Source organism: Citrobacter sp. R-1.5.2 (assembly GCF_035064245.1).
Classification (GTDB): Bacteria; Pseudomonadota; Gammaproteobacteria; order Enterobacterales; family Enterobacteriaceae; genus Citrobacter.
In genome coordinates, this window is record NZ_JASEYC010000002.1 from 120,371 (window position 1) to 146,898 (window position 26,528).

General features: G+C 51.2%; 27 protein-coding genes, 1 tRNA gene and 2 pseudogenes. 18 read left to right on the top strand and 12 right to left on the bottom strand.

The window, feature by feature from the left end; translation table 11 throughout:
- Positions 1-52: 52 nt before the first annotated feature.
- Complete coding sequence (locus tag QMN38_RS04610; protein ID WP_323604620.1) at positions 53-1,432, top strand: diguanylate cyclase; 1,380 nt, start codon at positions 53-55, stop codon at positions 1,430-1,432.
- 269 nt (positions 1,433-1,701) lie between these two features.
- Here the strand turns inward: QMN38_RS04610 and QMN38_RS04615 are convergent, their stop codons facing one another.
- The gene (locus QMN38_RS04615; protein ID WP_271448645.1) at positions 1,702-1,917 is read right to left on the bottom strand and encodes a hypothetical protein; all 216 of its coding nucleotides are present in this window, start codon (positions 1,915-1,917) and stop codon (positions 1,702-1,704) included.
- 113 nt (positions 1,918-2,030) lie between these two features.
- On the opposite strand from QMN38_RS04615, the pseudogene QMN38_RS04620 reads away from it, so the two are divergent.
- The 3 genes and pseudogenes from QMN38_RS04620 to QMN38_RS04630 form a co-directional block, all read left to right on the top strand.
- A pseudogene (locus tag QMN38_RS04620) lies at positions 2,031-2,150 on the top strand (nuclease); the annotation flags it as partial.
- A 50-nt stretch (positions 2,151-2,200) separates the two neighbouring features.
- A complete protein-coding gene (locus QMN38_RS04625; protein ID WP_323604621.1) occupies positions 2,201-3,163 on the top strand; it encodes an ankyrin repeat domain-containing protein in 963 nt (320 codons plus the stop codon).
- A 114-nt stretch (positions 3,164-3,277) separates the two neighbouring features.
- Positions 3,278-3,733 carry a hypothetical protein gene (locus QMN38_RS04630; protein WP_271448550.1) on the top strand — a complete coding sequence of 152 codons (456 nt, stop codon included), beginning with the start codon at positions 3,278-3,280 and terminating at the stop codon, positions 3,731-3,733.
- Positions 3,734-3,771: 38 nt separating this feature from the next.
- On the opposite strand, the gene QMN38_RS04635 is transcribed toward QMN38_RS04630, so the two are convergent.
- The 4 genes and pseudogenes from QMN38_RS04635 to QMN38_RS04645 all read right to left on the bottom strand — a co-directional run bounded on the left by QMN38_RS04635 (position 3,772) and on the right by QMN38_RS04645 (position 5,901).
- Positions 3,772-4,494 (bottom strand): IS3 family transposase, encoded by a 723-nt coding sequence (locus tag QMN38_RS04635; protein ID WP_323604622.1) that lies wholly within the window; start codon positions 4,492-4,494, stop codon positions 3,772-3,774.
- A 47-nt stretch (positions 4,495-4,541) separates the two neighbouring features.
- A pseudogene (locus QMN38_RS26945) lies at positions 4,542-4,649 on the bottom strand (hypothetical protein); the annotation flags it as partial.
- Between the two features lie 160 nt (positions 4,650-4,809).
- Positions 4,810-4,884 (bottom strand) — tRNA-Arg (locus QMN38_RS04640).
- Between the two features lie 75 nt (positions 4,885-4,959).
- Complete coding sequence (locus QMN38_RS04645; protein ID WP_323604623.1) at positions 4,960-5,901, bottom strand: formate/nitrite transporter family protein; 942 nt, start codon at positions 5,899-5,901, stop codon at positions 4,960-4,962.
- 286 nt (positions 5,902-6,187) lie between these two features.
- Between QMN38_RS04645 and mlaA the strand changes: the two genes are divergently transcribed.
- A complete protein-coding gene (gene mlaA, locus QMN38_RS04650; RefSeq protein ID WP_005129765.1) occupies positions 6,188-6,943 on the top strand; it encodes a phospholipid-binding lipoprotein MlaA in 756 nt (251 codons plus the stop codon).
- A gap of 60 nt (positions 6,944-7,003) precedes the next feature.
- Here mlaA and fadL read toward each other — a convergent pair whose 3' ends face one another.
- Positions 7,004-8,335, bottom strand: coding sequence for a long-chain fatty acid transporter FadL (fadL, locus tag QMN38_RS04655; protein ID WP_005129763.1), 1,332 nt, complete (start codon positions 8,333-8,335; stop codon positions 7,004-7,006).
- Between the two features lie 371 nt (positions 8,336-8,706).
- Here fadL and QMN38_RS04660 point away from each other — a divergent pair, with 371 nt between their 5' ends.
- The 4 genes from QMN38_RS04660 to sixA all read left to right on the top strand — a co-directional run bounded on the left by QMN38_RS04660 (position 8,707) and on the right by sixA (position 13,319).
- Complete coding sequence (locus QMN38_RS04660) at positions 8,707-8,991, top strand: YfcZ/YiiS family protein (protein ID WP_137384194.1); 285 nt, start codon at positions 8,707-8,709, stop codon at positions 8,989-8,991.
- 176 nt (positions 8,992-9,167) lie between these two features.
- A complete protein-coding gene (gene fadI, locus QMN38_RS04665) occupies positions 9,168-10,478 on the top strand; it encodes an acetyl-CoA C-acyltransferase FadI (RefSeq protein ID WP_271448546.1) in 1,311 nt (436 codons plus the stop codon).
- Entirely contained in the window at positions 10,478-12,625 is a 2,148-nt protein-coding gene (fadJ, locus tag QMN38_RS04670) for a fatty acid oxidation complex subunit alpha FadJ (RefSeq protein ID WP_271455444.1), read from the top strand. The genes fadI and fadJ overlap by 1 nt, the downstream gene beginning before the upstream one ends.
- A 208-nt stretch (positions 12,626-12,833) precedes the next feature.
- Positions 12,834-13,319, top strand: coding sequence for a phosphohistidine phosphatase SixA (sixA, locus tag QMN38_RS04675; protein ID WP_048211041.1), 486 nt, complete (start codon positions 12,834-12,836; stop codon positions 13,317-13,319).
- Positions 13,320-13,419: 100 nt separating this feature from the next.
- Here the strand turns inward: sixA and smrB are convergent, their stop codons facing one another.
- Entirely contained in the window at positions 13,420-13,971 is a 552-nt protein-coding gene (gene smrB / locus QMN38_RS04680; protein WP_323604624.1) for an endonuclease SmrB, read from the bottom strand.
- 166 nt (positions 13,972-14,137) lie between these two features.
- Between smrB and prmB the strand changes: the two genes are divergently transcribed.
- The 6 genes from prmB to QMN38_RS04710 are packed head-to-tail and all read left to right on the top strand — an operon-like array spanning position 14,138 to position 18,688.
- Complete coding sequence (gene prmB / locus QMN38_RS04685) at positions 14,138-15,070, top strand: 50S ribosomal protein L3 N(5)-glutamine methyltransferase (RefSeq protein WP_271440228.1); 933 nt, start codon at positions 14,138-14,140, stop codon at positions 15,068-15,070.
- Positions 15,071-15,109: 39 nt separating this feature from the next.
- Positions 15,110-16,195, top strand: coding sequence for a chorismate synthase (aroC, locus tag QMN38_RS04690; RefSeq protein WP_271440229.1), 1,086 nt, complete (start codon positions 15,110-15,112; stop codon positions 16,193-16,195).
- Between the two features lie 3 nt (positions 16,196-16,198).
- Positions 16,199-17,023, top strand: a complete 825-nt coding sequence (mepA, locus tag QMN38_RS04695; protein ID WP_003834823.1) for a penicillin-insensitive murein endopeptidase — start codon at positions 16,199-16,201, stop codon at positions 17,021-17,023.
- Entirely contained in the window at positions 17,023-17,832 is an 810-nt protein-coding gene (locus QMN38_RS04700) for a sulfite exporter TauE/SafE family protein (RefSeq protein WP_103014173.1), read from the top strand. The genes mepA and QMN38_RS04700 overlap by 1 nt, the downstream gene beginning before the upstream one ends.
- Positions 17,832-18,380, top strand: a complete 549-nt coding sequence (locus tag QMN38_RS04705; protein WP_271440231.1) for an elongation factor P hydroxylase — start codon at positions 17,832-17,834, stop codon at positions 18,378-18,380. Before QMN38_RS04700 ends, QMN38_RS04705 begins: the two co-directional genes overlap by 1 nt.
- 32 nt (positions 18,381-18,412) lie before the next feature.
- A complete protein-coding gene (locus QMN38_RS04710; protein WP_005129722.1) occupies positions 18,413-18,688 on the top strand; it encodes a YfcL family protein in 276 nt (91 codons plus the stop codon).
- Between the two features lie 151 nt (positions 18,689-18,839).
- Here the strand turns inward: QMN38_RS04710 and mnmC are convergent, their stop codons facing one another.
- Positions 18,840-20,840: a bifunctional tRNA (5-methylaminomethyl-2-thiouridine)(34)-methyltransferase MnmC2/FAD-dependent 5-carboxymethylaminomethyl-2-thiouridine(34) oxidoreductase MnmC1 gene (mnmC, locus tag QMN38_RS04715; RefSeq protein WP_323604625.1), complete on the bottom strand. Its 2,001-nt coding sequence runs from the start codon at positions 20,838-20,840 to the stop codon at positions 18,840-18,842.
- Positions 20,841-20,999: 159 nt separating this feature from the next.
- Between mnmC and fabB the strand changes: the two genes are divergently transcribed.
- Positions 21,000-22,220 carry a beta-ketoacyl-ACP synthase I gene (gene fabB / locus QMN38_RS04720; protein ID WP_005129715.1) on the top strand — a complete coding sequence of 407 codons (1,221 nt, stop codon included), beginning with the start codon at positions 21,000-21,002 and terminating at the stop codon, positions 22,218-22,220.
- A 55-nt stretch (positions 22,221-22,275) separates the two neighbouring features.
- Here fabB and QMN38_RS04725 read toward each other — a convergent pair whose 3' ends face one another.
- From QMN38_RS04725 to QMN38_RS04735, 3 genes are all read right to left on the bottom strand, one after another.
- Positions 22,276-22,785, bottom strand: coding sequence for a YqhG/Tai3 family protein (locus tag QMN38_RS04725; RefSeq protein WP_323604626.1), 510 nt, complete (start codon positions 22,783-22,785; stop codon positions 22,276-22,278).
- Positions 22,785-23,153 (bottom strand): NlpC/P60 family protein, encoded by a 369-nt coding sequence (locus QMN38_RS04730; protein ID WP_271455448.1) that lies wholly within the window; start codon positions 23,151-23,153, stop codon positions 22,785-22,787. The genes QMN38_RS04725 and QMN38_RS04730 overlap by 1 nt, the downstream gene beginning before the upstream one ends.
- Before the next feature lie 150 nt (positions 23,154-23,303).
- Positions 23,304-23,561: a helix-turn-helix domain-containing protein gene (locus tag QMN38_RS04735; protein WP_323604627.1), complete on the bottom strand. Its 258-nt coding sequence runs from the start codon at positions 23,559-23,561 to the stop codon at positions 23,304-23,306.
- A 171-nt stretch (positions 23,562-23,732) separates the two neighbouring features.
- Between QMN38_RS04735 and QMN38_RS04740 the strand changes: the two genes are divergently transcribed.
- Positions 23,733-24,107 (top strand): MerR family transcriptional regulator, encoded by a 375-nt coding sequence (locus QMN38_RS04740; protein ID WP_271440255.1) that lies wholly within the window; start codon positions 23,733-23,735, stop codon positions 24,105-24,107.
- Positions 24,108-24,286: 179 nt separating this feature from the next.
- Positions 24,287-25,465 (top strand): MFS transporter, encoded by a 1,179-nt coding sequence (locus QMN38_RS04745; RefSeq protein ID WP_323604628.1) that lies wholly within the window; start codon positions 24,287-24,289, stop codon positions 25,463-25,465.
- Here the strand turns inward: QMN38_RS04745 and flk are convergent.
- Positions 25,462-26,469, bottom strand: a complete 1,008-nt coding sequence (flk, locus tag QMN38_RS04750; RefSeq protein WP_323604743.1) for a flagella biosynthesis regulator Flk — start codon at positions 26,467-26,469, stop codon at positions 25,462-25,464. The genes QMN38_RS04745 and flk overlap by 4 nt on opposite strands.
- Positions 26,470-26,528 lie beyond the last annotated feature (59 nt).

Here is a 26,528-nt window from a genome sequence, read left to right on the forward strand (position 1 = left end):
TAATTTGCCAGCCGTACCGAAAAAAGTAACAACTTACCCTGAGGGCCATCCTATGGAAACCTATTTGCAAACCGTGAAGGACGAGTGGGTACAGTTGATTAATGAGACAGACCCATACGTCCATCAACTTGCAGCACAACTGGCACACGTTCATGCGCCGGCGCTGATCGCAGAGTTTTACCGCGTTGTATTGGCCGACCCTAATGCCGCGGATTTTTTAACCACCGATCAGGTGGAAAGGCAGCTACAAGAAGCATTACGTCGTTGGCTTATCGACGTGCTTTCCTGCCAGGTAGAACAGGTTGAAGAACAGATGCGTGCCCAGCAGCGTGCCGCGGATGTTCACGCTCGCATCGGGATCTCTGTTGATCTGGTTGAAATGGGCTTCAGAGTACTAAAAAAATTACTGTTGCCGCTGATTAATACCAGTCCGCACACTTCTGAAATCAAACTCAACATTTACCACTACGCCATCAACAGTATCGATCTGGCGATGGAGGTTATGTCACGAGCGTATGTCTTCAGTGAGAATAATGCGGCTAAAGAGGACGAAAACTATCGCATCTTCTCACTGATGGAGAACGCAGAAGAGGAAAAGGAACGGCAGACTAACGCGTTACTGACGTGGGAAATGACGCTGCTTTATAAAGTCATGTTTGACTCCAGCATCGGGAATAGCAGCCCGCTTGGTCAATCCGATTTCGGATTGTGGTTTAGCCATAAGGGACGTCATTACTTCAGTGGGATTGCTGAGGCAGGACATATATCCCGCCTGATCCAGGATTTTGATGACATTTTTAAAGATATCCGCATCTCTGACGATGCCCTCGCCAGTAAACCGCGACGGGTTAAGTTTTTGCAGCAAACACGGAACATACTCTCGCAAATCGTCACTTTACTGCGCGAACTGTTTGATGAAGTCTCGCGACATGAGGTGGGGATGGACGTGTTGACGCGCTTGCTGAACCGTCGTTTTCTGCCAACCATTTTTAAACGCGAAATCATTCACGCCAGTCGGAGCGGGATACCGCTTTCGACGCTGCTGATTGATGTCGACAAATTTAAGCAGATCAATGATACGTGGGGACATAACACCGGAGATGAGATCCTGCGTAAAGTCGCCGGTGCGTTTTATGACAATGTGCGTACCTGCGACTATGTTTTTCGTTATGGCGGCGATGAGTTCCTCATCATCCTGACCGAAATCAACGTGGCAGACACTCTGCGCATTGCAGAGCGGATCCGCAAAGGCGTGGAGAGAATTAAGGTGAACTCTCCGACAGGCGAACCCATTTTACTTTCTCTTTCAATCGGTGCAGCGATGTTTAATGGACATCCCGATTATGAGCGTCTTATCCAGGCGGCTGATGAAGCGCTGTATGGCGCAAAACGCCGGGGGAGAAACTGTGTGGAGCTATGGCAAGTACCGTGATGGTGAAATAAAACGCAGCGTTGCGTGATAGATGTGATGGTGTCCCCAGGAGTGGTTCAATGTGCCGCTAACAACAGCGATTGCAGTTGTTGAGCACATCCTTGATGGTACGATCTCTCAATATCGGATGGATAATACGACCGGGAGGATTGTTGCGAAGAAGGCGATTTAGCTTCGAGGACCACTTTAAGCTGCTGAGAACTCCGTGCTGGTGCATAGAGATCTTTTTTAGTGGTCGTTGTGTTACCCGAAACCACCATTCGGATTACTCAGCCTGCTAGATTCTGTTTTCTGGATTGAATTCTAACACTCATTTTTTTCATTATTAGTGCATTCATAATGGACTTATCCACCACGCCGTTGAGTATCGTGTCTACTTGAACGACCGGAACCAATGAAACAGCCTGAGATTCCCAGCGCATTGTGGCAGGGGCGGCACCGATGCTGCGTGCAAGATAATAACGAGTGCCGTCCACATTCATCACTGGATTACCAGACTCCAGCTGAATTTGCAGCAGGCTGGCGAAACGGGAAATATGAAGAAAAAACCAACCGACATTATTAACTGAAGGTTGTATCTAATCCAGGGGGTAGGTCAAAATGGCTGGAAACTCGTGCAGAAAATGACGCGGTGAACGAGGTCGGTTTCTTCGGTAATCAGAACACTGTCGGTAAGCTCACCATGCCGAAATGGCGTCATACGGTGGATAAACTATAACGTATTTTTTTGCGTAGGGATGCTGAACGGGCACAGTAAGAGAGGCTGGAATGAAGTCTGTTAACGATAAAGTATTAAAACTCGCTTTTCAGGGAGAATGGGAAACTATTTTGCCCATTTTTCGTGATTATCCTCATCTGGTCAATCTTCCCAGTGAACCTAAAGGCTACACCCCGTTGCATCAGGCTGCATGGCATGGGGCCAATTTGTCGGTGATAGGGGAACTGTTATCTCTTGGGGCCGACAGAAGTGCGACAACGAACACTAAGCGACAGACGGCTTATGACATCGTGGTCGAAAAGCACAAGAGACCTGAACTGGAGTATCTTCTTTTCCCACAAAAAGCGACTCTCGCGCAAATCATCAGAAAAGTTGTTACCAATGAACGGCAATTATTCACTGATTATGATGGCAACCAAATTTTGGTCGATAAAATGATTTCAGCTTTTGGTGCTGAGTCATGTCCTGATGACCTTAGCGAACTGGATACCAGGCTAAATCACCTCTTTTTTGCGTTGACGGGTAAAGCGATATCAACGGCTGAAGCCATTTACTTTGATGTAGCTGACGGTTTTACATTCACGGTAGAGGCTGATTTTTTCAGGCTGATATTTTTCCCGTTGGTGCATAAGATTGCGGCAAAAAAGATTAGCATTCCGGAACGCGAATGGGCCGTTGTATCAGACTTGTTTGACCCGGCCCCATCTCAATGGGGATCGCGTGGGAGCCTCTTCTTATGGCTGGAGATGCGCAAGGCATTATGTCAGGTGAGTATCCCGGAAGATGAAGACGAGTTGGCAAATATCATTGCGGCGGCATTTCAGGCATTGACTGGAAGATCATTAATTCATCGGGTAGGGGAAGATGAGTTTTTTGTAAAACGGTTTAGCCGTGGCGGTGGATCTTCAGGCTATGTTTCCTCCTTGTATTGGCTGAATAATTTCATCCCCCAGTTGCAAAAAAGACTGGCCTGGATGCAGGCGGTTTGGTTGACCTCACCTCATGAGGCTTAGTGCTTTTTTTATTAAGTGCTGAAAGTTGGTTTTGTTGTTTTAGATGTAGATGGTTATCTCATCGCTGCAAATTTGCAGCATTTACTGATTTTTTGAATCGTTTGAGAGAAAATTATGAACACAGCAGAATTAGGGCAGTTAGCGGTATTGCACAAATTAACCAGCCTTGGGGCCAGAAATGTTGTCGTTCAAAAGGAAGGCAACAAGTCATTCATCCTATTTGAGGCCCCCAACGGTAAAACGTGCAAAGTGACGACTCGATCGAAAAAAGTGGGAACATGGCAAACCACAACCAACTATGCTGCCCAGTGTACTCTTGATAAAAAAAATAATGAGTTTTGGGTTTTTATCGATCTTGGTCGAGAGCCGAATACTTTCTATGTCACGCCGCTGTCGTGGATCAGGAATGATATTTATGAGGCTCATGTGGAGTATCTGGATAAACACGGTGGGCACCGTGCGCAGAATGATAAGTCGACTCATCATTCTATTTCAGTAAAACGTATCGCTGGCTGGAAAAATGCTTGGGGAGAAATGGGCTTGAGTGACTCTGTGAATACCTCGGTATAACCTGAAAGGTTACGTTGAGCTGAATCGCCACGGATAATCTAGACACTTCCGAGCCGTTGATAATACTGGTTTTCATATTCTGTCGGTGACATCTGATTGCTCGAACCATGCCGACGCTTACTGTTATAAAACATTTCGATGTAATCAAAAATATCGCTGCGGGCTTCTTCCCGCGTTCCGTAGATCTTTTTCTTTATCCGCTCGCGTTTCAGTAACTGGAAAAAGCTTTCTGCAACCGCGTTACCGTAACAGTTGCCACGACGGCTCATACTCCCTTCCAGGCCGTGTGATTTCAGGAATGACTGCCACTCATGACTTGTGTACTGACTGCCCTGGTCCGAGTGAACCAGCACCTTTCTTTGCGGATTACGCCGCCATACAGCCATCAGCAGTGCGTTCAGGACAATGTCCTTTGTCATCCGGGATTGCATTGACCAGCCGATAATTTTGCGTGAGAACAGGTCAACAACCACGGCCAGATACAGCCAGCCCTCGTGGGTCCTGATGTAGGTGATGTCCGTTACCAAACGCTCATCCGGAGCATCCGGATTGAACTGTCGCTGGAGCCGGCGGATCTCGGCCTGTGCATCTGACTGTTCTTTATTAGTGGATGAGTCCGGCCCGGATTTCTTTAGCCATGCATAAAGACTGTGGGTGGTGATATCGAGACGTGTTGCGACACTAGAAACCGAATGGCCACGATCAACAACCTGCTTAACGGCTTCAATTTTAAACTCTTCAGGATAACGCTTACTGCTCATATGCACCTCTCTTTAAGCCATTTTAAATGACTATGAGGTGTCTGTTAAACCTGTGGCGATTCAACTGGCACATAAAGGTACAGCCCGTTGCTGTCGAGCAGTCGGTATGGTTTATCTTTCGGCTTTGCCGCGTCGATCTGCTTGATGGTTAGCATGGGTAAAATTCCGGTGGGTAAAATTATTTACTCGTTTTTTACCCGCCGAAGTATGCGGCTGTCAACGTTCTATTGCGAACTATGGCGAACTTATATTTTATTGAGAGCATGTTGTGTAAGGGATTTTGCGAACTACTGCGGAGAGTGGCGAACTGTGAAATGGTGTCCCCTGCAGGAATCGAACCTGCAACTAGCCCTTAGGAGGGGCTCGTTATATCCATTTAACTAAGGGGACGAAGCGGCACGAGTATAGCGTTTTTTACTCTCAACGGTAAGTCTCAGGCTGCCTGACTGCTCAAACAGTCGCCATTCAGGTCTGTTTTTTCTGGTTTTTCTGCGGTTGTGCTTCCCGCTTTGCTTGCAACCTGGCTTCTTCCTTGCGTTTATTGCTCATATCATTGCGGATCTGCGCGTGACTCATCAGCGCAAAGATAAATGTCCCGCCACAGATATTTCCGGCCAGTGTCGGTAAGGCAAAAGGCCAGAAAAAGTCGCCCCAGTGCAGTGTTCCATTAAAGACCAGATAGAGAATTTCAACTGAACCCACGACGATATGTGTGGTATCGCCTAAGGCAATCAGCCAGGTCATCAGGACAATGACGACAATCTTTGCGGCTCCGGCGGCGGGAAACATCCAGACCATCGTGGCAATCAACCATCCGGAGACAATGGCATTAGCAAACATCTCCGTCGGGTTATTTTTCATTACATCCATGCCTATTTTGATGAAGGCGTCGCGGGTCGCCTCATCAAAAATCGGCATGTATTCAAACGCCCATGCTGCAACCCCGGTGCCCACAATATTACCCAGTAGTACTACACCCCACAGACGCATCAACAGACCAAAATTGCTGAGGGTGGGGTTTTGCATAACGGGTAAGACGGCGGTGACGGTATTTTCCGTAAAGAGTTGTTGGCGGGCCATAATCACAATAATAAAGCCGAAGGTATAACCGATATTCTCCAGCAAAAATCCGCCGGAAACACCCTCCAGTTGCACGTGAAAAATTCCCTTTGCCAGCAACGATGCACCCATTGACAGTCCGGCAGCGATGGCTGACCACAATAGCGCCATCGCGTCGCGTTCCATCTCTTTTTCTCCGTCCTGGCGGATATGCTCGTGGATCGCCATTGCACGTGAGGGGAGTCTGTCCTCATTGAGTTCTATCTTTTTTCCGCTCCGCTTTTCTTCGCTTTCCACCTGGAGTTCGTCGCTGTGACGATCAATCTTCTCTTTTTCGATGTCATTCATACCAGGATCCTGAATAAGCACGTATTGCTAAAGCGTAGCGGTTTTTATTTGAAGGCTGGTGGATAAAGTCTGAAATCGCAAAAATGGTAACGCATGTTTTTATTGGCTTCGTTAAAATGAACCATCACTGTGTCTGTATTACCAGGCTATGATCAAATCAGTAAGTTAGGGCATATAGACATCGATTGACGTGCTGTTACAATCGCTCACATCTAATCAGGCGGATACATCATCGTTCCGTCATGGATGGCAATCAGCGATAGCCATAATACACAGGGAGACACTTATGAAGCTTCGCCTGTCGGCGCTTGCGCTGGGAACCACACTTTTGGTGGGGTGTGCGAGCTCCGGTACTGAACAGCAGGGGCGTTCGGACCCATTTGAAGGGTTCAACCGCACCATGTACAACTTCAACTTTAATGTGTTGGATCCATATGTTGTTCGCCCGGTGGCTGTAGCCTGGCGTGATTATGTTCCGCAGCCGGCCCGTAATGGTTTGAGCAACTTTACGGGCAACCTTGAAGAACCGGCTGTCATGGTTAACTATTTCCTGCAAGGCGACCCCTATCAGGGGATGGTGCATTTTACCCGTTTCTTCCTGAATACCTTGCTAGGTATGGGCGGGTTTATTGATGTGGCGGGAATGGCGAATCCGAAGTTGCAGCGTGTTGAACCACACCGCTTCGGCAGCACATTAGGCCACTATGATGTAGGTTACGGTCCATATATGCAGCTTCCGTTCTACGGCAGTTTCACGCTGCGTGATGATGGCGGCGATATGGTGGATACGCTGTATCCGGTTCTGTCCTGGTTAACCTGGCCATTGTCGATAGGTAAATGGACGGTTGAAGGAATTGAAACGCGTGCGCAACTGCTCGATTCTGACGGGCTGCTGCGCCAATCCTCAGATCCTTACATCATGGTGCGTGAAGCTTACTTCCAGCGTCATGACTTTATTGCGAATGGCGGTAAACTCAAACCCGAAGAAAACCCGAACGCAAAAGATATTCAGGATGAGTTAAAAGAGATCGATTCTGAGTAAGGAATTGAGGCAAATAAAAAGGTGAGCTAAAAAGCTCACCTTTTTTACGTCTGATGAAAATCAGAATGCGTAGTTCAGGTTCATACCGTACAGCCAGGCTTTCCCTTCTGATTCGAAGGAGTACGGGCCTTCTTCGAATTTCACTTTCTGACCGTGCATATAAGAAATGCCGACATCCAATGAAGCATCTTTATTAAACGCATAGGTGGTACCCGCACTCAGCCAGAAGCGGTCCTGATCCGGAATAGAGATGGAACGGCGGTTAGCTGGAACTGGGCTATCATCGAAAGCGATACCGGTACGGAATGTCCAGGTATCATCGTAGTAGTAGGTAGTACCCAGCGCGATACGGTAAGAATCTTTGAAACCTTCTTCTTTATAGAACAAGGTCTGACCGTTGCTGCCTTTCGCTTTCAGCTCCTGGAACTGACTCCAGCTGGTATACGCCATGCTGTAGTGAACCGCCCACTGTGGTGCAACGCGGTTATAACCTGAGAACTCCCACATTTCTGGCAGATTCAGATCAAGCGAACCGTCGATTGTGTTGCCGTTAGTGCCAGCAGGCAGGCTAGCGAACACCGGGCGCAACTGCGCTGGAATACGGTCCATTGATGGCAGGCTGCTGCGGTAATCACCGTCGAAGTCAACTTTTACTTCCGAACGGTAGGTGAAACCGTAACGGTTGTCTTTATCCACTTCATAAAGAATACCGGCGTTCCAGCCGAAGCCCCATTCGTCACCCTTCAGGCGCGCAATCTGGGTATCTGCCGGGTATTGTGCGGCCAGTGCGGGAGGAACCCGGCCACCAGAGCCTGCAACGATTTGCTGCGGCAGATCGCCTGCATAACGCTCAAGCTTCGCTTTGGCATAGACGGCGTTAAAACCGAGGCCGAAGCTAAAATGATTATTCAGACGGTAGGCACCGCTCAGGTTTAAGTTGAGCGTTTCCAGATCGGTTTTTCCGCCCATCGAGCCGGCTGCGTAATTATTGTTAAACTCCGTTGCCAGACCATAGTTAGAGGTAACTGACGCCCCCCAACCAAATTGATCGTTAATCGGGGCAACAAAATGCACGTTCGGTATCCAGGCGGTTGGGGCGATATTGTCCTGACTGGCGTCGTTACCAATACGTGAGCGTCCGGAAATATCGACATCCGGGTCAACGAAAATGGCACCCGCAGAGAAAGTAGGGCGATCAAACATCATGATCAGCGCGGGGTTACGACTGGCGTTACCTGCATCATCTGCAATAGCGCCTTCACCCGAATATGCCCGGCCAAGGCCAGAGGAAGAAAATTCGTTTAGCTGAAAGCCTGCAGACCAGGCCTGTGTGGAGATAATTGCCACTGCGACTGCGAGAGCAGACTTTGTAAACAGGGTTTTCTGGCTCATGACCATAACCTCATAGATTTATTTTTATACAAACTATGTTACATGCCGTAACAGGAGCGCGAAGTGTAGGGTCTGAGGTACCACATAGAAATCAGACCAGTGGCGAGAGTATAGGTCGGACCAGCCAGAATGTTGCAAGTATGTTTATAAATATTTTCAATTCTGATCTAAGAAACGCGATCCAGCTGGCAAAATTGCGGGTGCGCGCACTCACCTGTTTGGGCGATTTTTGTTTTAGATCATTTTTAAGTGTGATTTCTGTCACTTATCTCATTTCGCACAATTAACGACTGGAGAGGCGAATAATGGGAGCGTAAAATGTCCCTATCGTTTATCTGGCACCTCGGGTGCGAATACAGAGGAAATCTACAATGAGTAAATGCAGTGCTGATGAAACCCCGGTTTGCTGCTGTATGGATGTTGGCACCATCATGGACAACTCCGATTGCACCGCTTCCTACAGCCGCGTGTTCGCGAATCGCGCAGAGGCAGAAGAAACGCTGGCCGCTCTGACTGAGAAGGCACGCAGCGTGGAATCTGAACCTTGCAAAATCACCTCGACTTTCACTGAAGAGTCTGAGGGTGTGCGTCTGGATATCGACTTTGTTTTTGCCTGTGAAGCTGAAACGCTAATTTTCCAGCTGGGCTTGCGTTAATCCCTTCTGCTAATACCCTTGTCACCTGGTGGCAAGGGTATTTTCGTAACAGTCAGTGACTATTCACTGTGTCATAGCTCTCACTTTCTTTTCTCCCCGCTTGGCTAAATGTAAAAAATTGGTTAAGACTGTGATCAGGTCAGACCACTTATTTTTATTTTTTACAGGGGAGTGTTATGAGTCAGGCTTTACCGCTGGTTACCCGCCAGGGCGACCGTATCGCCATCGTGAGCGGATTGCGTACGCCATTTGCCCGTCAGGCTACCGCGTTTCATGGCATTCCCGCCGTTGATTTGGGAAAAATGGTTGTTAGTGAATTGCTGGCCCGCAGCGAAATACCCGCTGACGTGATTGAACAGCTGGTTTTTGGCCAGGTGGTTCAAATGCCAGAAGCCCCCAATATTGCCCGGGAAATCGTTCTGGGAACCGGGATGAATGTGCATACGGATGCTTACAGCGTAAGCCGGGCTTGTGCAACCAGCTTTCAGGCCGTGGCGAATGTTGCAGAAAGCCTGATGGCCGGTACTATTCGTGCTGGGATTGCCGGCGGCGCAGATTCCTCTTCCGTTCTGCCTATTGGCGTCAGCAAAAAGCTGGCGCGAGTACTGGTGGATGTCAATAAAGCCCGCACAACCGGACAACGTCTGAAGCTCTTCTCCCGATTGCGCTTGCGCGATCTGATGCCTGTGCCACCGGCTGTTGCTGAGTACTCCACCGGTTTGCGTATGGGGGATACCGCCGAGCAAATGGCCAAAACCTATGGTATTACCCGAGAGCAGCAGGACGCGCTGGCGCACCGTTCTCATCAGCGCGCGGCTCAGGCATGGTCTGAAGGAAAACTTGCGGATGAGGTGATGACAACCTACGCCCCCCCCTTTAAAGATCCTTTTTCAGAAGATAACAATATTCGCGGTAACTCGACGATGGCGGATTACGCCCGGTTGCGTCCGGCATTTGACAGAAAACACGGTACCGTTACGGCGGCCAACAGCACGCCGTTAACAGATGGTGCTGCGGCCGTGATTGTGATGACGGAATCGCGTGCGAAAGAGTTAGGGCTGGTACCGCTGGGATATCTGCGTAGTTTTGCCTTTACCGCCATTGATGTCTGGCAGGACATGCTGTTGGGACCTGCATGGTCGACCCCGCTTGCCCTGGAGCGCGCAGGGTTAACCATGGCGGATTTAACGCTTATTGATATGCATGAAGCCTTTGCGGCACAAACGCTGGCGAACCTCCAGTTGCTGGGCAGTGAGCGTTTTGCCCGCGAAGTGCTGGGGCGCTCCCATGCCACAGGTGAAGTCGATGACAGTAAATTTAACGTATTGGGCGGCTCAATTGCCTATGGGCACCCATTCGCCGCAACTGGTGCACGAATGATCACCCAAACCCTCCATGAACTGCGGCGTCGTGGCGGTGGCTTTGGTTTAGTCACCGCCTGCGCGGCTGGTGGCCTGGGTGCGGCAATGGTTCTGGAGGCAGAATAATGGAAATGACATCGGCTTTTACGCTCAACGTGCGTCTGGATAACGTCGCTGTTGTCTCCATTGATGTACCCGGAGAAAAAATGAATACCCTGAAAGCGGAGTTTGCTTCTCAGGTTAGGGCCATTCTGAAACAAATTCGCGACAATAAAGCGTTGCGTGGCGTCGTGTTCATTTCGGCGAAACCCGATAATTTTATCGCCGGTGCCGATATCAATATGATAGGCGATTGCCGCAGCGCGCAGGAAGCTGAAACGCTGGCCCGTCAGGGGCAGCAGATCATGGCGGAAATTAATGCATTGCCGATCCCTGTTGTCGCCGCGATTCATGGTGCCTGTCTGGGCGGTGGGCTGGAGATGGCGCTGGCCTGCCATAACCGTATCTGTACCGATGATGTTAAAACCGTGCTGGGTTTACCGGAAGTGCAGTTAGGCCTGCTTCCCGGTTCCGGTGGAACCCAGCGATTACCTCGTCTTATTGGTGTCAGTACTGCGCTGGATATGATCCTGACAGGAAAACAGCTCCGGGCAAAACAGGCGCTAAAAGTGGGGTTGGTGGACGAAGTTGTACCACAGACCATTTTGCTGGAAGCCGCGGTTGAACTGGCCAAAAAAGACAGTTCGGCGCACCGGGTGCTGCCCGTACGTGAACGTGTGTTGGCGGGGCCGTTGGGACGTGCGCTGCTGTTTCGTATGGTCAGCAAAAAGACGGCGCAAAAAACGCTGGGCAACTACCCTGCAACGGACCGCATTCTTGAGGTGATTGAAACCGGTCTCGCACAGGGCAGCAGCAGCGGCTATGAGGCGGAAGCCCGCGCGTTTGGTGAGCTGGCGATGACTTCGCAGTCTAAGGCACTACGGAACATCTTTTTTGCCAATACCGATGTGAAAAAGGATCCCGGCAGTGAAGCGAAACCCGGCCCGCTGAATAGCGTCGGTATTTTGGGCGGTGGCCTGATGGGCGGCGGTATTGCTTACGTCACTGCCTGTAAAGGTGGCTTGCCGGTACGCATCAAAGATATTAATGCTAAAGGAATCAACCACGCGCTGAAGTACAGTTGGGATCAACTTGAAACGAAGGTTCGTCGCCGTCATATCAAGGCAGGTGAACGTGACAAACAACTGGCGCTGATTTCGGGAACCACCGATTATCGCGGTTTTGCTCATCGTGATCTGATTATTGAAGCGGTGTTTGAAGATCTGTCGTTAAAACAACAGATGGTGGCAGAAATTGAACAGAATTGTGCCCCTCATACTATTTTTGCATCGAACACCTCATCTTTGCCTATTGGTGATATTGCGGCTAATGCTGCCAGACCTGAACAGGTAATTGGTCTGCACTTCTTTAGTCCGGTAGAAAAAATGCCACTGGTGGAAGTGATCCCGCATGCAACAACCTCTGAACAGACGATTGCCACAACCGTTAAGTTAGCGAAAAAACAGGGCAAAACACCGATTGTTGTCCAGGATAAGGCTGGCTTTTACGTTAACCGAATTTTAGCGCCTTACATCAACGAAGCGATTCGCATGCTGACCGAAGGCGAACGTGTCGACACGATTGATGCCGCGCTGGTTAAGTTTGGTTTTCCGGTAGGGCCAATCCAACTTTTGGATGAGGTCGGAATTGATACGGGCACTAAAATTATACCAGTGCTTGAGGCCGCATATGGAGAACGTTTTAGCGCGCCTGCAAATGTTGTTGCTTCAATTTTGAATGACGATCGCAAAGGTAGAAAAAATGGTCGGGGTTTCTATCTTTATGGCGCGAAAGGGCGTAAAAGCAAAAAACAGGTCGACCCTGCAATTTATACGCTTATTGGCGTCCAGGGTCAGGGCCAACTCGCAGCCCCGCAAATTGCCGAGCGGTGTGTCATGTTAATGCTTAACGAAGCAGCACGCTGTTTTGGTGAGCAGGTCGTCCGCAGCGCACGTGATGGTGATATCGGCGCTGTATTTGGTATTGGTTTTCCGCCATTCCTCGGCGGCCCGTTCCGGTATATGGATTCTCTCGGTGCGGGTGAAGTGGTTGCGGTTCTGCAACGACTGTCCACGCAATATGGTTCACGGTTTACACCGTGTGAACAGTTATTGCAGATGGCGGAACGTGGTGAAAGATTCTGGAATATCGGGGAAACTGACCTGAATTCATGAGGTCAAAGGTAGGATGAATCCGCACTGAATGTATGTGTCACGCTCAAAATGTAAACAGAGATTGACTATACTTACGCCGTTGAGGTAAAAAACAGCGTTTCATTCGGTGAATGGATAAGGCACAATGCCGGCCACCACATAGTTACCACTGCCAATAGGGGCTTTGTGTAAACGTGTCGGTGATTCTGGTTAACAAAAGCGGTGCAATATGCAAGTTTTTATCATGCGTCACGGCGACGCGGCCCTCGATGCCGCCAGTGATTCGGTTCGTCCTTTAACCTCTTGTGGTTGTGACGAATCTCGCCTGATGGCGAACTGGCTGAAAGGTCAAAAAGTGGATATCGAACGTGTTCTGGTGAGCCCGTTCCTACGAGCCGAACAGACGCTGGATGTGGTGGGTGAATGTATGAACCTGCCAGCCGGTGTGGATGTTTTGCCGGAGCTGACTCCCTGCGGCGATGTCGGTCTGGTCAGCGCCTATTTACAGGCTCTGGCCAATGAAGGTATCGCGACGGCGCTGGTGATTTCTCACTTACCGTTAGTGGGATATCTGGTGTCTGAGCTTTGCCCAGGTGAAACGCCGCCGATGTTTACCACATCTGCGATAGCCAGCGTAACGCTTGATGAGAGCGGAAAGGGCATTTTTAACTGGCAGATGAGCCCGTGTAATTTGAAAATGGCAAAAGCGATTTAATCGAATCCGTGCCATGTTTCATCGTCCGGATAAGGCAGAATCGCCATCCGGAAAATAAAAGAGCCGCAAATGCGGCTCTTTTTGTTTCTGAATTGCTGCCTCAGGGAAGTTCCGGTGGCAACCACTCTTCCACTTCGATCAGTACCAGCAGTGCGGCATCGCCACCGTACTCTTTCGGTGCCTGATGGAAGGCCATCACATGCGGATGTTGTGCCAGCCACAGCGGCGTTTGCTGTTTCAGAATGTGCTTCCCGTGGCCATGCATTACGCAGGCGCAAAAGACATGCTCACGACGACAGGCGGCAATCAATGCACCGAGCTCCTGTTTGGCCTGTTGTTGCGTCAATCCGTGCAAATCAAGAAACAGCTCCGGGGAGTAATCACCACGGCGCATTTTCTTCAGTTCAAAATGGCTGACATCGGACCGCACGTATCTTACCGGACCGTCCGTGTTCAGCAGCGGCTGAAACTCATCCGAGAAATAGTGGCTGGCATCAGCCTGTTCCTGTAGCAGTCTTTTGACCGGAACCTCGGTGATTTTTTTGCGTGGTGGTCGATGGACAATGGTGTCCTGCTTAATTTGCCGGGTGCCGGTCATCAGCTGGCGAAACAGCGTCTGATCCTCCTCGCTGAGCGATGTTTTCTTTTTCATTCGAGAGTCTCAACTTTTATTTTCCGTTAGTTTAACCCGACTCGACGGGCATCCGATCGCTTAAAACGCAATTTTCGCGTTCAGGCTCCGTGTGAATGCTGATTTATCGCCGTCTTCGTGGCAAACTAGCCGCCGAATTTAATGCGAGCATGCCCTGGAGGAATACGTGGATAAAATTTTCGTCGATGAAGCAGTGAGTGAACTGCATACCATTCAGGACATGTTGCGTTGGGCGGTCAGCCGTTTTAGCGCAGCGAACATTTGGTATGGCCATGGTACGGATAACCCGTGGGATGAGGCCGTACAGCTGGTGCTACCGTCTCTTTATCTGCCGCTGGATATTCCTGAGGACATGCGTACCGCACGTCTGACATCCAGCGAGCGTCATCGTATTGTTGAGCGTGTGATTCGTCGCGTCAACGAGCGTATTCCGGTGGCTTACCTGACCAACAAGGCCTGGTTCTGCGGGCATGAATTCTATGTTGATGAGCGCGTGCTGGTTCCGCGTTCGCCTATTGGCGAGCTGATCAATAACCGCTTTGCGGGTCTTATCAACGAGCAGCCGCAGCATATCCTCGATATGTGCACCGGCAGCGGTTGTATTGCTATCGCCTGCGCCTATGCCTTCCCGGAAGCTGAAGTGGATGCGGTTGATATTTCGACGGATGCGCTGGCGGTTACCGAACACAATATTGAAGAGCACGGTCTGATTCATCACGTAACGCCGATCCGTTCCGACCTGTTCCGCGATCTAGTGAAAATCCAGTATGACCTGATTGTCACTAACCCACCGTATGTTGATGCGGAAGACATGTCAGACCTGCCGAACGAATACCGTCATGAGCCTGAACTGGGTCTGGCATCCGGTAGTGATGGACTGAAGCTGACTCGCCGTATTTTGGGCAATGCTCCGGACTACCTGTCTGATAACGGTATTCTGATTTGTGAAGTCGGAAACAGCATGGTACATCTGATAGAGCAATACCCTGATGTGCCGTTTACCTGGCTGGAATTCGACAATGGTGGAGACGGTGTATTCATGCTGACCAAAGAGCAGTTGATCGCCGCTCGTGAGCACTTCAGTATTTACAAAGACTAAATACACGCGCAGATACACAACACGCATAACGGAGCCGTGATGGCAGGAAATACAATTGGGCAACTCTTTCGCGTAACAACCTTCGGCGAATCACACGGGCTGGCGCTCGGTTGTATCGTTGATGGTGTTCCGCCGGGCATTCCTCTGACTGAAGCCGACCTGCAGCACGATCTCGACAGGCGTCGTCCGGGCACGTCGCGTTACACTACCCAGCGTCGGGAACCGGATCAAGTGAAGATCCTCTCCGGCGTATTCGACGGCGTCACCACCGGTACGAGTATTGGCCTGCTGATTGAAAATACCGATCAGCGTTCTCAGGATTATGGTGCCATCAAGGATGTTTTCCGTCCAGGACACGCCGACTATACCTACGAGCAGAAATACGGCTTGCGTGATTACCGTGGCGGTGGACGTTCATCCGCTCGTGAAACGGCAATGCGTGTAGCGGCGGGAGCAATCGCCAAGAAATATCTGGCGGAAAAATTCGGCGTTAAAATCCGTGGTTGTCTGACTCAAATGGGCGATGTTCCGCTGGAGATTAAAGACTGGTCTCAGGTCGAATTGAATCCCTTCTTTTGCCCGGACCCGGATAAAATCGAAGCGCTGGATGAATTGATGCGCGGGTTGAAAAAAGAGGGCGACTCCATTGGCGCCAAAGTCACCGTTGTTGCTGACGGTGTGCCGGCGGGTCTTGGTGAACCTGTTTTTGACCGTCTTGATGCCGACATCGCGCATGCGTTGATGAGCATTAACGCTGTAAAAGGCGTAGAGATTGGCGATGGTTTTGACGTTGTGGCGCTACGTGGCAGTCAGAACCGTGATGAGATCACCAAAGACGGTTTCCAGAGTAATCATGCGGGTGGCATTTTGGGAGGGATCAGCAGCGGGCAACAAATTATTGCCCATATGGCGCTGAAACCGACGTCCAGCATCACTGTACCTGGGCGTACTATCAACCGCTTTGGTGAAGAAGTCGAAATGGTAACCAAAGGACGTCACGATCCGTGCGTTGGGATCCGCGCAGTGCCGATCGCAGAAGCGATGCTGGCTATTGTGTTGATGGATCACCTGTTGCGCCAGCGGGCGCAAAATGCGGATGTGAAGACTGACATTCCACGCTGGTAAGAAATGAAAAAAACGGCACTTGCGGCGCTGGCTCTGTTTGCCAGTACCGCCTGTCTGGCAGCAACGCCCTGGCAGAAAATTACCCATCCGGTTGCGGGTAGCGCACAGTCTATCGGCGCATTCTCCAATGGCTGTATCGTGGGGGCGGATACGCTTCCGGTACAGTCAGAACACTATCAGGTGATGCGCACCGATCAGCGTCGTTACTTTGGCCATCCGGACCTGGTGAGGTTTATCCAGCGCCTGAGTAATCAGGCCAATAGTCAGGGGCTGGGTACGGTGTTAATCGGCGATATGGGTATGCCGGCCGGTGGGCGATTCAATGGCGGTCACGCCAGCCACCAGACGGGACTGGATGTGGATATTTTCCTGCAACTGCCAAAAACGCGCTGGACCCAGTCGCAACTGCTGCGACCGCAGGCGTTAGATTTGGTCTCACAGGATGGCAAACGTGTCGTGCCGTCACTGTGGAAGCCGGAGATTTTCAGCCTGATTAGGCTGGCGGCAAAAGATAATGAAGTAACGCGTATTTTCGTGAACCCGGCGATTAAGCAGCAACTTTGCCTGGATGCAGGGACCGACAGGGACTGGTTGCGTAAAGTGCGGCCATGGTTCCAGCATCGTGCGCATATGCATGTCCGGTTACGTTGCCCTGCCGACAGTCTTGAGTGCGAAGACCAACCGTTACCACCACCGGGTGACGGCTGCGGCGCGGAGTTGCAAAGCTGGTTCGAACCTCCAAAACCTGGAACCACCAAGCCTGAGAAGAAGACACCGCCGCCGTTGCCGCCTTCCTGCCAGGCGCTACTGGACGAGCATGTACTCTAATGGATCATTTTGCCTCTCTGTTTATGGTGTCGCCACTGCTGTTAGGTGTGCTTTTTTTTGTGGCGATGCTGGCAGGTTTTATTGATTCTCTGGCCGGAGGCGGTGGTTTACTCACCATTCCGGCATTGATGGCGGCCGGGATGCCACCCGCGCAAGCGCTGGCGACCAATAAGCTGCAGGCCTGCGGGGGATCTATCTCTTCCTCCCTCTATTTTATTCGTCGTGGTGTGGTTAACCTGGCGGATCAGAAGCTCAATATCTTCATGACCTTTATCGGGTCAATGAGCGGCGCACTATTGGTTCAGCACGTGCAGTCAGATATTCTGCGCCAGATCCTGCCGGTTCTGGTTATCTGTATTGGCCTTTACTTCCTGTTGATGCCGAAAATCGGGGAAGAAGACCGACAGCGTCGATTGCACGGGTTGCCTTTTGCGCTGGTGGCCGGGGGATGCGTCGGCTTTTACGACGGTTTTTTTGGCCCGGCAGCGGGATCATTTTACGCGCTGGCCTTTGTCATGCTGTGTGGCTATAACCTCGCGAAGTCGACAGCCCATGCCAAAGTATTAAATGCCACATCGAATATTGGCGGGCTATTGCTGTTTGCTCTCGGCGGCAAAGTGATTTGGGCGACTGGGTTCGTGATGCTCATTGGCCAGTTTATTGGCGCACGGATGGGGTCGCGACTGGTGCTCAGCAAAGGACAAAAACTCATTCGGCCGATGATTGTCATTGTTTCCGCAGTGATGAGTGCCAAATTACTTTATGATAATCATGGACAGGAGATTCTCCACTGGCTGGGGATGAACTAATGAATAATACCCATCACTACGAACAGTTAATTGAGATTTTTAACGGCTGCTTTGCCGATGAATTTAATACCCGTCTGATTAAAGGCGACGACGAACCGATCTATCTTCCTGCCGATGCGGAATTACCGTATCACCGTATCGTTTTTGCGCATGGTTATTACGCCAGCGCGTTACACGAAATCTCACACTGGTGCATCGCCGGCAAGGCGCGCCGTGAGCTGGTCGATTTTGGTTACTGGTACTGCCCGGACGGGCGTGATGCGAAGACGCAATGCCAGTTTGAAGATGTGGAAGTGAAGCCGCAGGCGTTTGACTGGCTGTTTTGCATGGCGGCGGGCTACCCGTTTAACGTCAGTTGCGACAACCTGGAAGGGGACTTTGAACCGGATCGCGTGGTATTCCAGCGTCGCGTTCATGCCCAGGTGATGGAGTACCTGGAACAGGGGATCCCCGAACGCCCGGCGCGTTTCATTAACGCACTACAGAATTATTATCACACGCCTGAACTTAAGGCGGAACAATTCCCGTGGCCCGAAGCGCTCAACTGACGCCGATGCCACGTTTACAATGAGGAAAGAAGATGATCGCGGAGTTTGAATCACGCATTCTGGCATTAATCGACGATATGGTAGAGCACGCCAGCGATGATGAGTTGTTTGCCAGTGGTTACTTGCGTGGGCACCTGACGCTGGCCGTTGCTGAACTGGACGGTGGTGAGGACCATTCCGCTGAAGCATTGTACGCCAATGTGACCAGCAGCCTGGAGAAAGCCATCAGTGCGGGCGAACTCTCGCCACGTGACCAGGCATTAGTGAAAGAGATGTGGGACACCTTGTTCCAGAAGGCGACAAAATAATCATTGCCCGTAGTCGACCGCCATCCGGCATTCTCAGCTTGCCGGGTGGCGCTACGCTTACCCAGCCTACGATTTTTTTACCCACAAACGATTCAGATTGGGGTTGTAGGCCTGATAAGCGCAGCGCATCGGGCAATAATGAGATGGTATCTTACTTCACCGCTTTGCCCTTCAATAACTTCCGTACCCACAGACGATTCGGATTCAGCGCCGCCAGCGTGCTGGCATCCATTGGGATCGGTTCATCACTCATTTGCGCGGCCAGAATTTCTGCACATAGCGGGGCAGAACATAGCCCACGTGACCCCAGCGCGCCTAACATGAACAAATCCGGGTATACCGGTGCGCGTAAAGCATGTTCTTTGTCTTCTGCAAGCCGGGCATACTGATCGAGAGTGGTGTTATAGTCCGGCACATTACCGACCATCGGTAAATGATCGCGCGTGGCACAACGGACGCCGCAACGGGCAGCATTGTCACTGACATTCACTTCTTTCGCCCATGCCGCATTCGGCAAACAGTCGATCAAACGCTGACGGTTTTGCTGCTGGTCATCATGACGGAACGACGTCTCTTCACTCCCCCGATGATAGCTGGCGCCAATACAGTGCTGCTGATTTTCCGGATTTTGCGGGGTAAGGTAGCCGTCATAGCACAGAATCTGACGCAGTGTGGAAAGCGAAGGCGTCGTGGGAATGTGACTTACCTGGCCGCCAACGGAATACACCGGTAGTGACTGAGTCTGTTCAAAACGGTGAATACAGTGCCCATTCGCCAGAACCACGACCTCATGTGTTGCCGCTTCTCCGCTGGCGAACTGCAGCTGCCAGCTATCGGTTTGATGAGCAAGTGAGGTCAGTGTGTGTTGGTAGTGGGTACGCAACCCAAGCGTTGTCGCATAGTCGAGAACGGCGGTGGTAAGTTGTGCCGGACACAGCCATCCGCCGGCCGGGTACTGGATGCCATCACATTCGGTCACAACGCCTGTTGTTTGCAAAATTTGGTCTGCGTCCACCCCGACGGCGAGCGCATCGGGCAGTTCAAGGGACAGCATTTGGCTGATTTTTTGCTGGCTTTTCTCATCCCAGGCGAGCTGCGTGACGCCACACCAGTCATGGGCAAAATTAACGGGTAGGGCATCGTACAGGCGACGAGCAAAGGTAAATGCGGTGGGGAAGAAAAGCGTAATCGCCGCATCATGTTTACTGAGCAACGGATAGAGTGCGCCCTGACGATTGCCGGAAGCACCCTGCGCGGGTTTATCGTCAGCGCAGTAGAGCGTGACCTGCCAGCCTCTGCGCAGTAGCGCCAGAGACAGTAATGCGCTGGCAATACCACCGCCAATAATGGCCGCTTCACGTTTCTTCGTTCCTGTACGCAAAAACCACGGTGCTGATGAAGGAGGCGTCATCGTCTGTTCCATCACGCCACACAGCATTTCACGTTTTCGACCAAAACCTTTGCACTTCTGCATTGTAAATCCGGCTTCCTGCAATCCCCGGCGTACAAAACCAGCCGAAGTGAAGGTTGCCAGCGTACCACCCGGTCGGGCCAGTCGAGCCATGGCATTAAAGAGTGTTGGCGTCCACATATCCGGATTTTTTGACGGGGCGAAGCCGTCCAGAAACCAGGCATCAACCTGTTGGTTCAGGGACTCGTCCAGCTTTCCGGTGAGTTCGTTGATGTCACCGAACCACAGATCCAGAGTAACCCGCCCCTCATCAAGCAGTAGACGATGGCAACCAGCCAGCGGCAGTGGCCACTGTGCCTGGAGTTGCTCTGCCCACGACGCCAGTTCCGGCCAGTGCTGATGCGCTAACGCCAGATCCTCACGCGTCAGCGGGAATTTTTCAAAACTGATGAAATGTAATCTTTCCAGGGTAGCGTCAGGGTGTGCGTTGCGAAAGGTGGCGAATGCCTGCCAGAGCGTGAGGAAGTTTAGCCCGGTACCAAAGCCACTTTCTGCCACCACGAACACCGGGCGAGGGTGCACAGGAAAACGTTCGGCGAGGTGGTTGCCGCCAAGGAAGACGTAACGTGTCTCTTCCAGCCCGTTATCATTGGAAAAATAGACATCGTCAAAATCTCGGGAAACAGGTGTACCCTCAGCGTTGAATTCAAGGTTGGCAGGTTGTATAGCGTATTGTTTCACGTAAGTTACTCGTCTGACAGGCTGTGACCCGATCTTAACGAGGAGTGCCTGGCTGCGCAAATTTCCACATTAAATGGCTGATCGGACTTGTTCGGCGTACAAGTGTACGCTATTGTGCCACTCGAAACTTTAAAATAGTGCGACTTACAGAGGTATTGAATGAAACGTGCAGTGATTACTGGCTTGGGCATCGTTTCCAGCATCGGTAATAACCAGCAGGAAGTCCTGGCATCTCTGCGTGAAGGACGTTCAGGGATCACTTTCTCTCAGGAGCTGAAGGACTCCGGCATGCGTAGCCACGTCTGGGGCAACGTAAAACTGGATACCACTGGCCTCATTGACCGCAAAGTAGTGCGCTTTATGAGCGACGCATCCATCTATGCTTTCCTTTCTATGGAGCAGGCAGTGGCTGATGCCGGCCTTGCTGCAGAAGATTACCAGAACAATCCGCGCGTTGGCCTGATTGCAGGTTCCGGCGGCGGCTCCCCGCGTTTTCAGGTATTCGGTGCTGACGCAATGCGTAGCCCGCGCGGTCTGAAAGCGGTTGGCCCGTATGTGGTCACCAAAGCGATGGCATCCGGCGTTTCTGCCTGCCTCGCGACACCGTTCAAAATCCACGGCGTTAACTACTCCATCAGCTCTGCCTGTGCGACTTCTGCACACTGTATCGGCAATGCTGTTGAACAAATTCAGTTGGGCAAGCAGGACATCGTTTTTGCTGGCGGCGGCGAAGAGCTGTGCTGGGAAATGGCGTGCGAGTTCGACGCAATGGGCGCGCTGTCTACCAAATATAACGACAACCCGTCTCAAGCTTCCCGTACTTATGATGCACACCGTGACGGTTTTGTTATCGCAGGCGGCGGCGGTATGGTTGTTGTCGAAGAACTGGAACACGCACTGGCTCGTGGCGCGCACATCTACGCTGAAATCGTAGGTTACGGCGCAACGTCTGATGGCGCAGACATGGTTGCTCCGTCAGGTGAAGGTGCAGTTCGCTGCATGCAGATGGCGATGCACGGTGTTGATACCCCGATTGACTACCTGAACTCCCACGGTACTTCTACTCCGGTAGGCGACGTGAAGGAACTGGGTGCAATCCGCGAAGTCTTTGGCGATAACAGCCCGGCCATTTCTGCAACCAAAGCCATGACCGGTCACTCACTGGGTGCGGCTGGCGTTCAGGAAGCTATTTACTCTCTGCTGATGCTGGAGCACGGTTTTATTGCGCCGAGCATCAACATTGAAGAGCTGGATGAGCAAGCTGCAGGTCTGAACATCGTGACTAAACCGACCGAGCAAGCGTTGACGACTGTTATGTCTAACAGCTTCGGTTTTGGCGGCACCAATGCCACGCTGGTTATGCGTAAGCTGAAAGCATAAGTCTCGGCTCATGCCGTACACGAAAGGGAGCCGTCAGGCTCCCTTTTTTACTTATTCATCTTTTGTATTCTGGTGCGATCTCCGCAGACCATGCTTTCGCACGGGTAATATCCCCGGCACTGTAGATGGGCTGTTCATAACGATCGCTAATATCGCGAACGCGATAAATTTTCCAGCGCCTGTCTTCCCAACGCGTATACACTTCCAGCAGCATGGGTGCCTGGCCTGTCGGTCCACCTAATTGCACTTCCACCTTTTCGCCACCGAGAAAGGGCTGAGCTGCTCCAACCCGTAGCCGCGGGATCCATTCAGGGTCGTAATCCTGAACGTACATAAAGTAGTCTGAATCCCGTATTTCCTGCTCGTAAAGGGTATCAATGAGTTTCAGGCGATCGATAACGTCTTTTGCCACATAGCGTTGCATGAGTGCGGACGTGTCCCGATCTTGTGTATATGCGGACATCCATGCGAGATAGAATTGTTTAACATCCTGAGTGCTGTCACGGTGGGATGAAGAACAGCCACAAAGGAACAAAACCAGAGCAATCAGCGAGAACGCTTTCATTACTGTTTCCTGTAAATGGTGTATGACGGTTTTGCCGCCCGATAGCCAGGCCCCGCCCACCTATCACGTTGTCTAAAATCGGAGTACCACTCCTGACCGTCAAATATCGCCATATGACCGCTTGGGTTTCCTCCCTCATACGGCTGAATGATGATTACATCTCCTGCCCGGGGCTGTTCAACGTGGCCAATGGGGCTGAAACCGGCACTTTTTAGCATGGGGCCATAATCTTTAGCATGATAAGTATGCCCAAGAGTGATACCTCCTGCCTGAATAGCTTTGCGGGTAAATTCCGCGCAGCGTCCTTGAGAATGTGAACCCGCGTGTGATTTAGCATAATTAACCGCTGTTGTTTTATTCCAACTCATCATGACTCCTGTTAATGGAATAGGTAATAAATTCGTATGTTGCTTTAACAGGATTTAATCTGATGGGAATGACCGATAGTGCTATTAATATCGTAAATATATTTGATTGAGATATTAATCAATCTACCGGGTAAATTATGGATAATATATTTATAATTTATGATTATTCTTTGTGACGACTTTTTTTGCTGATTTCGTGAGATAGCGTGACGGCCAAATTACGTCCGGCGTGGTTTCCAGCGCCTGTGCGATGATCTGTTCTGCTCGCGGCCAACTGCGGGTAAATACATTACGCAGCGAGTCAGGAGATAAACCCGCCGAACGTGACAATTCTCTGAGTGTAATACCTCTTTTTTCCAGTGCACTTTTAATATCTGCACGATGCCAGTCTTGGCTTTTTTGTTCCATTCTGTAATCCTAAGAAGATGTGTTATCGGCACCGATATTTTTCAGGTTATAAATTAGAAAGACAAAAGAACGTTACTTTCTTTTTATCGTGGGAATATTGCCAGAATTAATTTGAAATTTCGCGAAAAAGAAAAAATATTTTTATTTCATCAGCAGAAAGGAAAGAAACTGATGGTAAAAGAGTGGTTCACGGTAAAAGAGTGTCTTGAATTACCGGGGTTTCCAGGAAGCGCACCCGCTGTTCGCCTGCGCTTAAATACTTACAGTGAAGGGAAAGAGGGCGTTAAGCGCAAGCGTGCGAAATCTAAGGCCGAGGAATTTCATATTTCTGTGTTCCCACTGTATGTACGCTCGTATCTGAATGAAAATGAGAAAACAGAAGCACCAGATCGCAACATCGTGCAGGAAGCAGGACCCAAAGAGATTTGGGATATGATGTTCCTGCTCCTGACGCCGCAGCAGCGTGAACAGGTAACCGGGCGGTTCAGAGCGAAAGGCATTGATGCGGTATTTCCCTTTTTGTTCGTAGAGAAATCACCGCTTTGACACGCACGGCTATGCTTTCACAGTTGACAGCCAGGGCCACTCGCAGGCAGACTCCAGCTTCAACATTATCCTCTTGATAATGCGTAAGCGTTTAACGTTATCCAACGCACCTTAATCCTGATAGTCAGGTAGAGGGGGCGTGGACATTCCTCGCCTTACTCTGCATTTTGGAGTAACGCATGACAGCTGTAACCCAACAAGAAAAAACACCTTCGGCGAATTTTTCGCTGTTTCGTATCGCTTTTGCGGTTTTCCTGACCTATATGACGGTCGGTTTACCTTTGCCCGTTATTCCTCTGTTTGTGCACCAGGAACTGGGCTATGGCAATACCATGGTCGGTATCGCTGTGGGCATCCAGTTTCTGGCAACGGTATTAACACGTGGTTATGCCGGTAGGTTAGCCGATCAGTATGGCGCCAAGCGCTCGGCGCTGCAGGGGATGTTTGCCTGTGCGCTGGCGGGTGCAGCGTGGTTGCTAGCGGCGCTTTTGCCCGTTTCCGTTCCCGTGAAGTTTGCGTTGTTGATTGTTGGACGTTTAATTCTCGGTTTTGGTGAAAGCCAACTGCTCACCGGAACGCTGACCTGGGGGCTTGGGCTGGTCGGGCCAACGCGCTCCGGTAAGGTGATGTCGTGGAACGGAATGGCGATTTACGGCGCGCTGGCGGCCGGTGCACCGCTGGGGCTACTGATCCACAGCCATTTTGGCTTCGCGGCGCTGGCGGGAACCACGATGGTATTACCGCTGCTGGCATGGGCGTTCAACGGTACCGTGCGTAAAGTCCCTGCCCATGCAGGAGAGCGTCCTTCCTTGTGGAGCGTGGTGGGGCTTATCTGGAAACCAGGTCTGGGCCTGGCGCTGCAGGGCGTTGGTTTTGCGGTAATCGGTACTTTTATTTCGCTCTACTTTGTCAGCAATGGCTGGACGATGGCAGGGTTTACCCTGACTGCGTTTGGTAGCGCGTTTGTGCTGATGCGTATTCTGTTTGACTGGATGCCAGACAGGTTTGGCGGGGTGAAGGTCGCGGTTGTCTCTTTACTGGTTGAAACGGCGGGTCTGATTTTACTGTGGCAGGCTCCATCTGCCTGGATTGCACTGCTGGGAGCCGCATTAACCGGTGCCGGGTGTTCGCTGATCTTCCCGGCGCTGGGCGTGGAGGTCGTGAAGCGAGTGCCTGCCCAGGTTCGTGGTACGGCTCTCGGCGGTTACGCCGCATTTCAGGATATCTCCTACGGCATAAGCGGTCCTGTCGCCGGGGTTCTGGCCACTGCGTACGGCTACTCCTCGGTATTCCTTGCCGGGGCGATTTCCGCTGTAGTGGGCATTTTCGTGACGCTGCTGACTCTGCGAAAAGGTTAAGCAAGCAACCAGAACAGGGCTAATGCTACCAGCAAGGCGACAAACATCAGCCCTGGTCGTGCCGACAGTGTTTTTACCGTTTCAATCACCGGCGCGAACGGGCTGAAAATGGGTTGAAGATGACGCGGATCGTTTAATTCCTGCTCCCGATCACGCTCCACGCGGCGCAGGAAAATTTGATTCAGCAAGTCCTGCACTTGTACCGCTGTCAGGATCGTTTGCGGCTGGATCTGGTACGTTTGCTGCGCATACTCTTTTATGGCTGTTAGCTCATTTGGCTCCAGCGGCTGTTTTAGCGCCGCCTGCAGCGTTTGCAGCGTTGGCGCATTTTGCAGGCTGAGGGTCTGGCGCGCCTGCAGCCATGTCACCAAATGGGTGAACTGTTTTGCCGGGATAAGCTCACCGCTTTTTACACCAGACAGTTCCAGCATGGACTGCCAGATCATTTTCCCCGACTCTCCCGTGGCGGCAGCCAGCTTAGTGACCAACTGATTCAACGTATTGTGCTCGGCGGGTAATAAAGGACGATCGGTTGCCGGCCGCTGCTGCGGCTGCGGAATTGAAAGCTGCCCTTGTTGCAACAAGGTGAGAACGTTCTTCAACTGCTCAGGCGTGAGCTGGCTGAGCGCCGTTTGCCCGTACTGCTGACGGATAAAATCACTCACCGCCTGGCGGTTATTTCCCTGACTCAATAATTCAGTGAGCTGCGACAGAACCTGACGGTTAGCATGATTCTGCTGAGCAACCCCCAGACGCTGATTCAGGTTTTGCTCAGCGGCAGGGAAGTGACGTGACTGCAGCGGCGTATCGTTTTTAACGCCCAAATCGTGCTTCATTCCAGCCCACACCTCAGCGCTTTGCTGTTGGGTAAGCGAAATCAAACGGGTAATCAGTCGTTCCAGAACGGTACGCTGCTGCGTGGACAGTGGCTGCTCGCCGGCAACGGAAGGGGGAGTTTGGCCTTCGCCAGGAGGGCGTGCGGGCGTACCTGAAATGGGCTGCATCATCTCTGTTCCTTAAATCTGTGCTAACCAGGTCTCGCAGTATGCCTGGCGGCGAGATT

Coding starts and splice junctions, on each gene's coding strand:
- QMN38_RS04610 (WP_323604620.1), top strand. CDS start 53: ATGGAAACCTATTTGCAAACCGTGAAGGACGAGTGGGTACAGTTGATT.
- QMN38_RS04625 (WP_323604621.1), top strand. CDS start 2,201: ATGAAGTCTGTTAACGATAAAGTATTAAAACTCGCTTTTCAGGGAGAA.
- QMN38_RS04630 (WP_271448550.1), top strand. CDS start 3,278: ATGAACACAGCAGAATTAGGGCAGTTAGCGGTATTGCACAAATTAACC.
- QMN38_RS04635 (WP_323604622.1), bottom strand. CDS start 4,494: ATGAGCAGTAAGCGTTATCCTGAAGAGTTTAAAATTGAAGCCGTTAAG.
- QMN38_RS04645 (WP_323604623.1), bottom strand. CDS start 5,901: ATGAATGACATCGAAAAAGAGAAGATTGATCGTCACAGCGACGAACTC.
- mlaA (WP_005129765.1), top strand. CDS start 6,188: ATGAAGCTTCGCCTGTCGGCGCTTGCGCTGGGAACCACACTTTTGGTG.
- fadL (WP_005129763.1), bottom strand. CDS start 8,335: ATGAGCCAGAAAACCCTGTTTACAAAGTCTGCTCTCGCAGTCGCAGTG.
- QMN38_RS04660 (WP_137384194.1), top strand. CDS start 8,707: ATGAGTAAATGCAGTGCTGATGAAACCCCGGTTTGCTGCTGTATGGAT.
- fadI (WP_271448546.1), top strand. CDS start 9,168: ATGAGTCAGGCTTTACCGCTGGTTACCCGCCAGGGCGACCGTATCGCC.
- fadJ (WP_271455444.1), top strand. CDS start 10,478: ATGGAAATGACATCGGCTTTTACGCTCAACGTGCGTCTGGATAACGTC.
- sixA (WP_048211041.1), top strand. CDS start 12,834: ATGCAAGTTTTTATCATGCGTCACGGCGACGCGGCCCTCGATGCCGCC.
- smrB (WP_323604624.1), bottom strand. CDS start 13,971: ATGAAAAAGAAAACATCGCTCAGCGAGGAGGATCAGACGCTGTTTCGC.
- aroC (WP_271440229.1), top strand. CDS start 15,110: ATGGCAGGAAATACAATTGGGCAACTCTTTCGCGTAACAACCTTCGGC.
- mepA (WP_003834823.1), top strand. CDS start 16,199: ATGAAAAAAACGGCACTTGCGGCGCTGGCTCTGTTTGCCAGTACCGCC.
- QMN38_RS04700 (WP_103014173.1), top strand. CDS start 17,023: ATGGATCATTTTGCCTCTCTGTTTATGGTGTCGCCACTGCTGTTAGGT.
- QMN38_RS04705 (WP_271440231.1), top strand. CDS start 17,832: ATGAATAATACCCATCACTACGAACAGTTAATTGAGATTTTTAACGGC.
- QMN38_RS04710 (WP_005129722.1), top strand. CDS start 18,413: ATGATCGCGGAGTTTGAATCACGCATTCTGGCATTAATCGACGATATG.
- fabB (WP_005129715.1), top strand. CDS start 21,000: ATGAAACGTGCAGTGATTACTGGCTTGGGCATCGTTTCCAGCATCGGT.
- QMN38_RS04725 (WP_323604626.1), bottom strand. CDS start 22,785: ATGAAAGCGTTCTCGCTGATTGCTCTGGTTTTGTTCCTTTGTGGCTGT.
- QMN38_RS04730 (WP_271455448.1), bottom strand. CDS start 23,153: ATGAGTTGGAATAAAACAACAGCGGTTAATTATGCTAAATCACACGCG.
- QMN38_RS04735 (WP_323604627.1), bottom strand. CDS start 23,561: ATGGAACAAAAAAGCCAAGACTGGCATCGTGCAGATATTAAAAGTGCA.
- QMN38_RS04740 (WP_271440255.1), top strand. CDS start 23,733: ATGGTAAAAGAGTGGTTCACGGTAAAAGAGTGTCTTGAATTACCGGGG.
- QMN38_RS04745 (WP_323604628.1), top strand. CDS start 24,287: ATGACAGCTGTAACCCAACAAGAAAAAACACCTTCGGCGAATTTTTCG.
- flk (WP_323604743.1), bottom strand. CDS start 26,469: ATGCAGCCCATTTCAGGTACGCCCGCACGCCCTCCTGGCGAAGGCCAA.